Source organism: Brevibacillus fluminis, from assembly GCF_003710825.1.
Taxonomy (GTDB): Bacteria; Bacillota; Bacilli; order Brevibacillales; family Brevibacillaceae; genus Brevibacillus_D; species Brevibacillus_D fluminis.
In genome coordinates this window covers 18939-31010 of sequence record NZ_RHHQ01000014.1, presented here as the reverse complement: position 1 = coordinate 31010, position 12072 = coordinate 18939, and the positions used below count along the sequence as shown (strand labels likewise).

Here is a 12072-nt window from a genome sequence, read left to right as displayed (position 1 = left end):
CTTATATGTACCAATGAAGCCCTTCGTTTTCAAGCGGGAGTGAAATTTTGTATAAAAAAAGGTATGCCGCTTGCCGACAATACCTTCTTTTTCCGCTCTTATTTTTTTGAAATGCGGATTTGTGGAATATGACGCACCTCGTACGTTCCGTCCAGAATATGCTCATTGAGAATTGATAATTTAACCAGCCCTGTTATTTTTGTCGTGTCCGCTTTCGAGAGCAACCGCCACACGTCTTTGTCCGGAAGCGCATTGTACAGACGGTTGTCATCGTAATCACGCCGCTCCTGAACGGAAATCATCAGCTTGTACTCATCGTTCACATAAGTGCCCGGCGCCTCATAAGCAGCCAACAGCTCAGCCTTTAACCGGTCGACTTCTTCCTCTGCCTGTTTTAGCAGCTGCTTTAGCTCAAAATAGCGCGCAATTTGCTGTTCCACGAAAAAAACGCCCCCTCCTGCCTATTCATCCGTACAATGTATGCGGATATCGGCAGGAGTAGACGTTGTTATTTTTCGCCTTCTTGGAGAGGCGACAAGCCCATGCTTTCAAGTTTTGCGTAAATGTCTTTCAGCTTCGGATTCCCTTCTCCGACAATTTCCCCGGAAATAATGACAAGCGGATACCATAAATCTTCCATTACGATACGTTCAGCCCACATTTTGTCATCTTCTGTCTCCGGATGTTGAAAATCGCTGTAACTGATCTCGGTGGTTCCTTCACCGAACTTCCGTGCAACAGCGGCTTGGAGCCATGCTGCCGTCTCTTTCGCGGACGGCAGATTGACGCAGCTTGCGCACAGTTGTTCTGTACCGTAAACTTTTATCGCTACTCCCATGTCTTCTCTCCTCTCCATATCGACTTCCTTATGAGAGAGCTTGCTCCAGATCTTCGATCAGATCTTCCACATCTTCAATACCTACGGAGATGCGAACCAAGCCATCCGTAATACCCAATTCAGCCCGACGTTCAGCCGGAATCGATGCGTGCGTCATACGAGCAGGCACGCTGATTAGGCTTTCCACTGCCCCCAACGATTCAGCCAGCGTGAACCATTTCACTTTGGACAGCACTTCATCCGCACGCTCTGCACTGCCGACATCAAAGGAAATCATGCCGCCAAAGCCACGCGCTTGCTTTTGCATCAGCTCATGCTGCGGATGGCCGGACAGCCCTGGATAAATAACTTTCTTGATGTCGCTGCGCTTGCTCAGCCACTCTGCAAGTGCACGTGTATTGGTTTCGTGCTCTTCCATCCGTACGCCCAGCGTTTTCATTCCACGCAGCAGCAGCCAAGAATCTTGCGGGCCGAGAATGCCTCCGATCGCATTTTGCACATAGTGTAGCTCCTCACCAAGCTCCGCATCTTTGGTCACGACCAAACCAGCGACGACGTCACTATGGCCACCCAAGTATTTGGTCGCGCTGTGGAACACGATATCTGCACCTAAATCGAGCGGATTTTGCCAGTAAGGCGTCATGAACGTGTTGTCTACAATCAGCAGCACATTTTTGCTTTTCGCAATGTCAGCGAGTGCAGAGATGTCGCTTACTTTCAGCAGTGGATTCGTAGGTGTTTCCATGATGATTGCGCGCGTGTTAGGTTGAACGGCTTTTTCAATCGCTGCGAGATCGCCCGTGTCCACGAAGGAAGCTTCCAAACCGAGACGAGTGAATACGCGTGTTACGACGCGATACGTACCGCCGTACACATCGTCACCCACAATCAGATGATCTCCTTTGTTGAACAAGGAAAGGATCGTGGAGAGAGCTGCCATACCGGAACCAAACGCAAGGCCGCGTGCGCCGCCCTCCAGCTCAGCAATGTATGTTTCGAGTGCATGGCGCGTCGGGTTGCCCGTACGGGAATACTCGAAGCCTTTGTGCTTACCAATTGCCTCCTGTTTGTATGTACTTACCTGATAAATCGGTACGGAAACCGCTCCTGTATTCGGATCGCCATCAATGCCACCATGGATCAAACGTGTTTTCAATCGCATGCTTAGATTCCTCCCTGGTAAATTTTTTTGCTCAAATAACGCTCGCTTCCATCTGCGAACAACACTACGATGTTGGTACCCGGTGCCGCTGCTTCCGCCTCGCGCATAGCCGCGCCCATCGCCGCACCGGCAGAGCTGCCGACCAAGAGCCCTTCCTTTGCTGCCAGCTCTTTCACCCAACGGAACGACTCTTCGTCGTAGATGGTGTGAATTGCGTCAAAATACGCTGTATCCATAAACGGCGGGAGAAACTCCATGCCGATTCCCTCTACTTTATGCGGACCCGGTTGGCCGCCGTTCAAAATGGAACCTTCTGGCTCGACGATAACAGTCTTTACGGATGGCTTTTGCTCTTTCAGGTAACGCGCAACCCCCATGAACGTTCCGCCCGATCCGGCACCTGCAACATACACGTCCACGTTTCCATCCATCTGATCCCAAATTTCCGGTCCTGTTGTTTTATAATGGGCGTCAGGGTTCGCTGGATTGGCGAATTGCTGCGGCACGAACGCTCCTGGAATGGAGTCTGCCAGCTCATTTGCTTTAGCAATCGCACCTTTGATCCCCTGCTCGGTCGGTGTATTTACCACTTCCGCTCCCAAAGCACGCATCAATTCCTGTTTTTCCAAGGAAAACTTCTCTGGCACGCAAAAAATGACGCGGTAGCCCGTTCCGACGGCGGCAAGTGCGACGCCGATTCCTGTATTTCCTGCTGTAGGTTCAATGATCGTTCCGCCCGGCTTGAGCTGTCCGTTCTCCTCTGCTGCGCGAATCAATTCCACGCCCAAACGATCCTTCACGCTTCCGCCTGGATTGAAGTACTCCAGCTTGGCAAAAAGTCGAACTCCGGTTGGCAGCGCAAATTGCGTCAGCTCCACAATCGGGGTATTCCCGATCAATTCTTTGACGCTGTGATACACCTTCATCAAAAATCCCTCATTTCGTTTGGTTCTCCTCTATTATAACATGAGCAATTTACAATGAATCCACCCCAAATGGACAAAACACATTGTGAATGGGCAAAATCCGAACACTATTACCACACTTTTAATACACTTAAGGATAAAAACTCATGGATTTCTCGTTGCAAGGGGATTATAATAAAGGTACCATGGCATATGGTATAGGTATCGTTGCCGTAAAGAAGGAGTGAAAAGAAATGGAAATGTTCGATCAAGTACAAGAAGTGTTGGATAAACTTCGTCCGTACCTGCAGCGCGATGGCGGTGACGTTCAATTGGTTGACGTAGAAGAAGGTATCGTGAAGCTGCGCCTGATGGGTGCATGCGGCAGCTGCCCATCTTCCACCATTACCCTCAAAGCAGGTATCGAACGCGCGCTCTTGGAAGAAATTCCAGGCGTGAAGGAAGTACAACAAGTATTCTAATTGTGGCAAATCCTCGCCCCTGTCAATCGCTCACGCGTTGGCAGGGGTTTTTGTTGTTTGCTCCAAGAAAAACGAAATGATGCGTTTGCCATACTGTTCCGGCCCAGTCGCAAAGCTCCTCACGTGGCCGGCTTCCGGAACGAGCCATAGCTGTGCGCGCGCAGCGTCCGCTTTTGCAAGCAATCGCTGGCTGTTCTCATGCGGAATCGTTTCATCATCCGTTCCATGGATAAACAAAATGGGCCGCGGCATGATCCCCTCGATCGCTTGCCAGGGGTTGATCCGGTTGATGTCCACTTTGAGCATAAGCGGAATGATGCGCAAAATCAGCCACGTGAAGGGGATGTGCGGCAGGTTGGTCCATCGCGGCATGTTTTCCATCAAATACTCACGCAACGAATAAAATGGCGAGTCGGCGACAATCGCGCGAATCCGCTCATCCTCGGCCGCTGCAAGCAAAGAGGTAGCTGCCCCCATCGAAAAGCCGATCAACCCGATCGGGCCATCCGCTGACCGTCCCGCTGCAAAATCGACCGCCCCCAACAAATCACGCTTCTCATGATAACCGACCGTCGTAATATCCCCACCGGACTTGCCTGCATTGCGGAAATCAAACATCAGCACATGAAAGCCTGCAGCGACTAGCTGGGAAGCCAGCGCGAGCGCGGGAAGATGGGGTTCTTGTCGGTTTTGGCTGTAGCCATGGGCCATCACCAGCGACATCCCGTTCCCTTTATATCCGTTTTCCTCTGCTGAAAAATACCAGCCGGACAGCAGTGTTTCATTATCCCGGCTTTTAAACAGCACATTTTCAAAACGTTCCAATCCATAGTCTTTGGGCTGCATGTCCACCGGTTTACGCGGCGGTCTCGTCAGCTTGTGGCCCACATACACGCTAACCCCAAGCATGACGATCGCCGCCAGTGCAAGCAGCACGCCCATGATGATCGCAACATTAGCCATATGCCTGCAACCGTCTCCTTTCTTAGTGGATCAGGAGTTGTTCCACAGCGACCACTCAAGCGCTGGAATCGTAGCGCCATAGCGATTGCTGACCAGGCGCGGAAAATGCTGCAGCACAGGCTCCATTGCCAACAGCTCTCCGTCAAGCTTGGCCTCCCAATCTCCCATGTCCTCCAACTCTTCTTCCTCTTCTTCCGCCGACTGCCTAACCATCTCGACCTGCTTGAGAAAGCGGCCTGGATACATCAGCAGCGCATACACCCAAGCGAATTCCTCTTCTGCAAGCGGCTCGACATCGGTATAACCGGTGAGAAATGCGAGAACTTTTTGCTCATCCCATCCGCTGCGGCGAATATCGCTCTTAATCCACTGGGCGATATCGCGGCTACGAATATCGAGAATCCAGCTCCATTCGCCGGCGACCAGCTGCTCGCCTGATTCTGCGAAGAAGACGAAGCTTTCGTCAAAATTTTGAAAAGCGACCTTGCCGTATTTGCCGGGTGCCTTGGCTTTCTTCGTGTAGCCGGTATCCTCTAAATACTGGACGGCTGCATCGCCAAGCTGACTGACATAGGTGTAGGTGGTCAGCAAATATTCATCGAACGGTGTTACTTCCTCTTGATCATCCAAGTGGTCGCGGTGCTCATCGAATTGCTTGAGCTTTTGCCGCCACAGTTCCGGCCAATTGCCCAACGAGCTGAATGTGCGAAACGACTTTTCGCCCGTAAAGCTGGCTGTCGCTTGATGAAAGCGGGCGAGCGACTCTCCGATCACATACGCCTCATTCGCCAGCGAGCCGGAACGAACGCCTTGCTTCACATAATACAATTTATCATCATGCAGAAAATATCCTTCATTTTGATAGGTTGTCGCCGATGGAAGCAAATGAATCCTGGGTGCCTTGGCGAGATGCTGCTCCACGCTTCCGACGAATTTGGCCTTGCTGCGATAGGCAGCCGGGCAGGAAAACAGATAGTATGTGCCGCTGTCTGTATCCATTTCGTACCTGCTGCCCACTTCCTGGCCACCGAAGACGCGCAGGCCGTATTTTTCCTGCAGCTTCGCTGCAATCTCCTCCATATTCGATCCCTCCTGCAAACTTGCCTATAGCACAATATGACTGCCAGCCGGGATAGGTGCCTATTTTTCACGGATAGAATTAGGCGATCGGGGCAAACCTATCATTACCTTTTGGAAAAAGCGAGGCATTCGGAATGAAATTCAGTCAAGTGAGCAGTCAACAGGTCTATGAAAAAGCTCTCTCCCTTTTACAAGAACGGGGAGTGCGGATTGAGGATATCGCCGATATTGTGTTTTTTTTGCAGAAACAGTACGTGCCGGACCTGCAGATGGAGATGTGCATGGAAAGCGTTCATGCCGTGCTCAAAAAACGTGAGGTGCAAAACGCGCTGCTGACAGGTATCCAGCTGGATATGCTTGCTGAAAAAGGGCAGCTGCTCTCCCCGCTACAAGAAATGCTCGATGCGGATGAACCGTTGTACGGGGTCGACGAGGTACTGTCGCTCGCCGTCGTCAACCTGTATGGAAGCATCGGCTTTACCAATTACGGCTATGTAGATAAGATCAAATACGGCATTTTGGAAAAATTGAACGACAAAAAATACGGTGTCCATACGTGCCTCGATGATTTGGTTGGGGCGATTGCGGCGGCGGCCTCAAGCCGCATCGCCCATCGCGTTAATCAAGAAACGGAGAATACGCCTCCCACCACTGCGTAAGGCTGTCAGCCTCATACGTAGGCTGAATGCGGAAACGCTCGATATCCGCTTCTTTGGAGTAGCCGGTGTAAACGAGCAGGCTGTCGACGCCGCTGTTGCGTCCCGCTAAAATGTCGGTATGCAGATTGTCGCCGATCAGGAGCGTATCGCTTTTGTCCAACCCGAGCTTGCGCAAGGCATAATCAACAATCAGCGGCTCCGGCTTTCCGACGACGACTGGCTCTGCTCCGGAAGCGACGGCAACAGCCGCAACCAGGGAGCCGTTGCCCGGAGTAAGTCCATGTTCGGTGGGCAGTGCGGCATCATTGTTAGTTGCAAGAAAACGCGCGCCCTGCCGAATCGCTTTGGCGGCGATCGCCAATTTTTCATAGGTGAAGCTGCGGTCAATTCCCACCACGACAGCATCCGGCTGCTCTGCAGTCAAATGATAGCCTACCTCCTCCAACTCATGCACCAAGCCTTGCTCACCGATCACATATATGTGGGCTCCCTGCGGCAGTTGGTCGCGTAAGTACGTCGCTGCCGCCATGCTTGTCGTATACACCTCCTCGCCCTTTGTAGGAATGCCCATCCCTTCAAGTCGGCGGGCTACATTTTCAGGCGAGGTGGAAGAATTATTCGTGAGAAAAAGGTACGGAATATTCCGCTTCCTGAGCTGTTCCATAAAGACCACAGCCTCTGGTATCGGTTCATTCCCTCGATAGATGGTCCCGTCCAAATCAAGCAAAAACCCTTTGTACCGTTTCATCGATGCCCTCCTGTTTCCGTTGCAAAAATATATAAAAAATCCACCCGATCGAGTGGATTGTGTAAAAGTTATTGTTCAGCTGCGTGAATGCGGAAAACACAGTGGTCTCCACCTTTTGCCATGCAAGAGGTTTGATCCACTTCCGCTTTCAGCACGCGGCGAAACAGCGACAGCTCACAGTTGCACGCCTGCGTGAATTCGCGAGCCACCTGCGCGATCGGGCAATTGAACTCTTTGATGAAAAAGTTGCCAGTCGTCGGGTCTTGGTCCCATTCGACCATATAGCCCTTTTGATTTTGCAATTCAGCCAATGTTTCTACGCGATCCCGCAGCTTGTCACTCGAGGACATCTGCGTCCGGTAGGTTTCTTCAAGCCGGTCTTCCCTGCGTTTGAACAAACTTTCAACTTTGCCCATTCCGTCCATTTCCCGCAAATCTTGCAGGAAATCAAGCGTCAGCGTGGAGTAGTTGCGCGGAAACAGCTCATCCGCTTCCTGGGACAAAGAGTATACGTTCGTCGGTCTGCCCATCGCTTGGCGGACGAGGGATGACTTGATCAAATTATCCCGTTCCAATGTATTAAGATGGCGTCGTACCGCCATTTCCGTAATGCCCAATGCAACCGCCATGTCACTTACAGGCAGTGGTCCCTTTGTTTTCAACATGTTCAGGATTTGGTCACGGGTCGAATTGTTGTCGCTCGTCATCGTTATTCACCGCCCCTCTTTCTTACCATTGTATCCGATTTTCTCTCTTTAGTAAACATTTTAGTATAAAAAATGGCCTTAGACGGGCCACCTGCCGTATTGTTTAATGTTCCTAACAGTGGTTCAAGGATTTCCGGAAAAAAGTCCCACGACGTATGACGTTACCCACAAGGGGACGGCCTCAAGGCCTTACGCTGCGCGACGGGTGTCTTTTCTCGGTTGTGTGTGGTGCGAAGAATGTTCCATTTTCCGCTCCACCGAACTGGTATCGTTAAGGCGCCGTTCTTCTTTTTTCCGCAAATCCCTTCACTGCTAATAAAAAGATTGCACTCTATTGTCTGCGCACTTTAAGCGCTTTTCATTTTTGACCAGACTAAAAGAGCTCCTGTTTCAAATAAGCCTGTACCTTGGGGGCGAATGCCTCTAATGCAGGCAATGACTCCTCCACAAGTCGGACCATTTGCGAAACCGGAACTTGGGTATATTCATTCACGAGATGCTTGCGGAACAAAACCGTCTCCGTCAACGTCTTCGCATCTTGATCGTCGATGACGCGCTCATCTCGCAAAATTTCAACGATATCGGTGTAGCTGCCTGGATCGCGCATGATGAAGCCGTCGATCAACGCATTGCCTACATCAGCGATCGCTTCAATGGACAGGTGCAAAGCGCGCTCCATCGCCACGGTTGAAACCCGGCTATTCGCGATGCTTTGTTCACCTTCCGCCACGAGCTCATGCAAAATTTCCAGCATTTTTTTCATATGGGTTAAAACTTGTTCGATTTTTGTAGTATTGACGTCGTACAAGATGAATCCCCGCCTATTGTTTTTTCTTCTTAGACGCGCGTTTGGCGTACCATAGCGTGCCCACGAACGTAAGGATCAATGCGAGCAAAACCAACTCGCCTTCTTGCAAATAAGAATTGCCACCCGTCATGGCTTTTCCCCCTTTTCTTCACCCAGTATACCAGAATTATCGTTTCTGTCACGATATATACTGGCGATTAACCTGTCATGTGTTAAAATGTGTACGAACCTTGAACAACGATAGAATAACCGGCAAGAGGAGGACGACATGGACAGGGAACTGGCGCTAGAAGTAGTCAGAGTAACAGAAATGGCGGCGCTTGCTTCGGCGGAGTGGCTTGGCCGCGGCAAGAAAAACGAGGCGGACGGTGCGGCAACCAGCGCGATGCGTGCGATGTTCGATACAATCGCGATGCGCGGGACTGTCGTGATCGGCGAAGGTGAGCTGGACGAGGCACCGATGCTCTATATTGGAGAACCAGTGGGCAATCAGGCGATCGAATCTCCTGAAGTGGATGTAGCGGTTGATCCGCTTGAAGGAACGACCATTGTTGCAAAAGGGCACGGAAATGCCATGTCAGTCGTCGCGCTCGGCGACCGGGGAACATTGCTGCACGCCCCAGATATGTACATGATGAAGCTGGTAGTCGGCCCGCGTGCAAAAGGGACCGTCTCGCTCGACGATTCCATCGAGACGCTGATCGACAAGGTGGCCAAGGCCAACAACAAGCGCATCCAAGACGTAACGGTGATCATCCAGGAGCGCGATCGGCACCAGCATATCATCGATGCCGTTCGTGAAAAGGGCGCACGGGTCAAGCTGTTCGGCGACGGCGATGTGGGCGCTGCGATCGCAGCCTGTTTGCCAAGCACGGGAATCGATCTGTTCATTGGCATCGGTGGTGCCCCGGAGGGCGTAATCAGCGCCGCGGCAATCAAGTGTCTCGGTGGCGAGATGCTTGCCCAGCTCAAACCGCAAAATGAAGCAGAACGTGAGCGTTGTGTCCGCATGGGCATCGCCGATCCTGACCAGGTTTTCACCTTGGACGACCTTGTCCGCGGCGATGATGCAATTTTTGCCGCAACCGGCGTATCGGACGGCGAACTTTTACAAGGCGTCCGCTATCTGGGTGACGATACGGTCGAGACCCACTCGCTGGTCATGAGAGCCAAGACAAAAACCGTTCGTTTCATTCGCGCCTTGCATAATCTTGAAAATAAACCTAATTTAACGTGGAAGTAGGTGCCTTGCATGAGTTATGAGCGTTTTTACCTGTACGATGAAACGGAAACTGTCAACACTCGGTTCGTGAGCTTCACCGGTGATACGGTCCGCTTTGACCTGATTATCCTGACAACCAGCCGCTTTTATGGCAAAAAGGTTGTCATCAACATCCAAAATGGCCGTAGCGCGATTATCGGCCACGACGACCTGGACGAAGAAGGCTATCTCGCCCATGCGTTCAATCTGAACGATGAGGAAGCGGAAGATCTGCATTCTTTCCTGACAACCGTGATTTAGTTCCTTTTTTTTGCGCCCATTTTCGGCAGGACAACTCGCTCACTGGGCTGATGCCCCGTATACTACATCGAGAAATCAGCTTAGTAGAGGGAGCGTCGATGAGTACCCATGCAAGAGGAATATAAATTCGAGTCACAATCGCATGCTGACATGCACCAACCGTATGCTGACATGCAGGCTGCTGCTCCATTCGTTCCTGAACCTGCGAGATGGCACGATCATCATGAATCATCGAGGTTCAGACACCATCATCATTACTACCCGTATTATCCGTACTATCCATATTATCCACCAAGCTACTATCCGTATTATCCCTATTCCCCCTATCCGCCATATCCATACCCATATCCGTATTATGGCTATCAGTCGATGGGGGCTGCGGAGTACGAAACGAACAGCAGCAATCATTTTTGAGAAGTTAGAAAAAAGCCTCTTTCTCGGAACGAACCGGAAAGAGGCTTTTTTGTGTTGCATCACGGATTGGTCGGTTTATGGTCGGAACCACGCTTTTCACCTTGGGTCACTTTTTCCCGGTGTTGCCGCGGTGGAAATGGTCGTTTCTGGTCACGATTGGACCGCTCATTGAAACGCTGTTCTTTTTGGCGGAATGGACGCTGCTTCTGCTCCTGTTTCCCCTCTTGCTGGCCGCGCGAAAAACGCGGAGGCGTTTCGGTACGCTGCACAACGATTTCGCTAATGTCAAGCGCTTCCAATTCAGCTTGCGTCAGCTGCTCTGTGCCTTCCCCACGCGAGATCGCCTTGGTGCGTCTCAGCACGAAATAAGGACAGCCAAAATTACAAAATTCTTGCAAGTATTCATCCAGCGTAGCGATCTTTTGCTCAAAGGGGACTTTCCGGTTTGTGTTCTCATAAAAGCCGCGCATCCGAAGCTGGCCATAGCCCCAGTCGCCCACAATAAAATCGTACTTGTCCAACACATCGCTGTACCGTTCCTTAAAGGCTTCCGGATTCCAACCGTTTCGGTTTTCTTCGATTAGTTCATAGATACCAGCTTGTGTGCGAATCAACCCAGCTTCCTCCTTTTGCGAGAACATCGATACCATATTAACACATTTTTAGAATGTACACATGTTTTTCCCTCGAAAACAACTCTGTGCATCCGGGCACATTATATCCAGGAGGTGTTCCAATGAAAAAGACATGGCTTTACGGTGCATTAGCAGGGGTGGCTTTGCTTACGACAGCTTGCGGTAACAGAACAGCTGCTCCCAATACCAATCAACCAGCTGGGACAAAGGTCCAGCAGTATGGGACCAATGCTGCTCACCGTATCGGTACCTACGGCACCATGCATGATGGAACCACCAACTACTACGGGACCGGCTACAACGGCTATGGCACCGTAGGAACTACCGGTTACGGTACTGGTGCAGGAACCACGGGTACCACAGGTACAACCGGCACGACCGGCTATGGCGGTACCGGGACTACCGGAACGGGTTTTAACCCCTATGGCGGCACTGGCAACACGTATAACAATGGCTACAACACAGGCGGCTTGACGGGTTATACCGGTTACGGCGGAACAGGCTATCGCGGCGCAGGCACTTACAGCGCGTACGGCACCACGAATAATGCCGGCCTCCATACGCGCTACGCCACTGTAACTGGCCAATCCATGTACCAGTCGACACGCATGAACACGGCGCAAAATAACATGCCATCCATGGGCTATGCGAAGATTGATGCCGTTCATGCACGTACCTATTCGACTGCACACAGCCGTGTCTATGTGGATCGCAATGCGCTTGCCAAAGCCGTCGCTGACGTCACCAACAGTGTTCCGGGCATCCGTAGCAGCACTGTTCTGGTAACGGATGAAGAGATTTTTGTCGGCTGCACCACGGACCACAAAAATGCGCACGACAGCAAAAACAAAGCTCGCATGAACGCCATGTCCATCGCTCCGCGCTACTACAAGGTTTATGTGACGGACGACCCTGGTATGATTGCCGAGCTGACGCGCGTCGCCAGCACGACAACCCACGCCAATTCGACCTTGCCGCAAAACGATTCGCAAATCAATGCCTTGATCAAACGTTTCGGCGGCATGACCGACCGTGAAGAGAGCAATCGGATGGGTACACGTTCCGATATGCATCACACGACAGGAATGAAATAACATGTTTTAAAAATCCCCTGTACTTGGTGACAAGCCAGGGGATTTTTCCTTACCT

At 51.3% G+C, this 12072-nt stretch carries 17 protein-coding genes; 6 read left to right on the top strand and 11 right to left on the bottom strand.

The annotated features are described in order from the left end of the window. Positions 1-98: 98 nt before the first annotated feature. The 4 genes from EDM56_RS18645 to cysK all read right to left on the bottom strand — a co-directional run bounded on the left by EDM56_RS18645 (position 99) and on the right by cysK (position 2926). A complete protein-coding gene (locus EDM56_RS18645; RefSeq protein ID WP_122919431.1) occupies positions 99-440 on the bottom strand; it encodes a hypothetical protein in 342 nt (113 codons plus the stop codon). A gap of 68 nt (positions 441-508) precedes the next feature. Next, a complete protein-coding gene (locus EDM56_RS18640) occupies positions 509-838 on the bottom strand; it encodes a YuzD family protein (RefSeq protein WP_122919430.1) in 330 nt (109 codons plus the stop codon). Between the two features lie 28 nt (positions 839-866). After that, positions 867-2000 (bottom strand): bifunctional cystathionine gamma-lyase/homocysteine desulfhydrase, encoded by a 1134-nt coding sequence (locus tag EDM56_RS18635; RefSeq protein WP_122919429.1) that lies wholly within the window; start codon positions 1998-2000, stop codon positions 867-869. A gap of 2 nt (positions 2001-2002) precedes the next feature. Beyond that, positions 2003-2926: a cysteine synthase A gene (gene cysK / locus EDM56_RS18630; protein WP_122919428.1), complete on the bottom strand. Its 924-nt coding sequence runs from the start codon at positions 2924-2926 to the stop codon at positions 2003-2005. Between the two features lie 233 nt (positions 2927-3159). Here cysK and EDM56_RS18625 point away from each other — a divergent pair, with 233 nt between their 5' ends. Further along, complete coding sequence (locus tag EDM56_RS18625; RefSeq protein WP_122919427.1) at positions 3160-3387, top strand: NifU family protein; 228 nt, start codon at positions 3160-3162, stop codon at positions 3385-3387. Positions 3388-3417: 30 nt separating this feature from the next. On the opposite strand, the gene EDM56_RS18620 is transcribed toward EDM56_RS18625, so the two are convergent. Beyond that, positions 3418-4350 carry an alpha/beta hydrolase gene (locus EDM56_RS18620; RefSeq protein WP_122919426.1) on the bottom strand — a complete coding sequence of 311 codons (933 nt, stop codon included), beginning with the start codon at positions 4348-4350 and terminating at the stop codon, positions 3418-3420. 30 nt (positions 4351-4380) lie between these two features. After that, positions 4381-5430, bottom strand: a complete 1050-nt coding sequence (locus EDM56_RS18615; RefSeq protein WP_122919425.1) for a protein kinase family protein — start codon at positions 5428-5430, stop codon at positions 4381-4383. A 134-nt stretch (positions 5431-5564) separates the two neighbouring features. Here EDM56_RS18615 and EDM56_RS18610 point away from each other — a divergent pair, with 134 nt between their 5' ends. Further along, positions 5565-6089 (top strand): phosphatidylglycerophosphatase A family protein, encoded by a 525-nt coding sequence (locus EDM56_RS18610; RefSeq protein WP_122919424.1) that lies wholly within the window; start codon positions 5565-5567, stop codon positions 6087-6089. On the opposite strand, the gene EDM56_RS18605 is transcribed toward EDM56_RS18610, so the two are convergent. The 4 genes from EDM56_RS18605 to EDM56_RS18590 all read right to left on the bottom strand — a co-directional run bounded on the left by EDM56_RS18605 (position 6049) and on the right by EDM56_RS18590 (position 8482). Then, positions 6049-6837 (bottom strand): TIGR01457 family HAD-type hydrolase, encoded by a 789-nt coding sequence (locus tag EDM56_RS18605; RefSeq protein ID WP_122919423.1) that lies wholly within the window; start codon positions 6835-6837, stop codon positions 6049-6051. The genes EDM56_RS18610 and EDM56_RS18605 overlap by 41 nt on opposite strands. A gap of 68 nt (positions 6838-6905) precedes the next feature. Then, entirely contained in the window at positions 6906-7544 is a 639-nt protein-coding gene (locus tag EDM56_RS18600; protein ID WP_122919422.1) for a helix-turn-helix transcriptional regulator, read from the bottom strand. 373 nt (positions 7545-7917) lie between these two features. Next, positions 7918-8352, bottom strand: coding sequence for a DUF86 domain-containing protein (locus tag EDM56_RS18595; RefSeq protein ID WP_122919421.1), 435 nt, complete (start codon positions 8350-8352; stop codon positions 7918-7920). Positions 8353-8365: 13 nt separating this feature from the next. After that, a complete protein-coding gene (locus EDM56_RS18590; protein WP_122919420.1) occupies positions 8366-8482 on the bottom strand; it encodes an amino acid ABC transporter permease in 117 nt (38 codons plus the stop codon). A 138-nt stretch (positions 8483-8620) separates the two neighbouring features. Here EDM56_RS18590 and glpX point away from each other — a divergent pair, with 138 nt between their 5' ends. From glpX to EDM56_RS18575, 3 genes are all read left to right on the top strand, one after another. Further along, complete coding sequence (gene glpX, locus EDM56_RS18585; RefSeq protein WP_122919419.1) at positions 8621-9595, top strand: class II fructose-bisphosphatase; 975 nt, start codon at positions 8621-8623, stop codon at positions 9593-9595. 9 nt (positions 9596-9604) lie between these two features. After that, positions 9605-9874 carry a DUF3055 domain-containing protein gene (locus EDM56_RS18580; protein ID WP_122919418.1) on the top strand — a complete coding sequence of 90 codons (270 nt, stop codon included), beginning with the start codon at positions 9605-9607 and terminating at the stop codon, positions 9872-9874. Positions 9875-9982: 108 nt separating this feature from the next. Then, the gene (locus tag EDM56_RS18575; RefSeq protein ID WP_122919417.1) at positions 9983-10288 is read left to right on the top strand and encodes a hypothetical protein; all 306 of its coding nucleotides are present in this window, start codon (positions 9983-9985) and stop codon (positions 10286-10288) included. 59 nt (positions 10289-10347) lie between these two features. On the opposite strand, the gene EDM56_RS18570 is transcribed toward EDM56_RS18575, so the two are convergent. Continuing rightward, the gene (locus EDM56_RS18570; RefSeq protein ID WP_246009442.1) at positions 10348-10902 is read right to left on the bottom strand and encodes a YutD family protein; all 555 of its coding nucleotides are present in this window, start codon (positions 10900-10902) and stop codon (positions 10348-10350) included. A 122-nt stretch (positions 10903-11024) separates the two neighbouring features. On the opposite strand from EDM56_RS18570, the gene EDM56_RS18565 reads away from it, so the two are divergent. Beyond that, on the top strand, positions 11025-12017 hold the full coding sequence (locus EDM56_RS18565; RefSeq protein WP_122919416.1) for a YhcN/YlaJ family sporulation lipoprotein: 993 nt from the start codon (positions 11025-11027) through the stop codon (positions 12015-12017). Positions 12018-12072 lie beyond the last annotated feature (55 nt).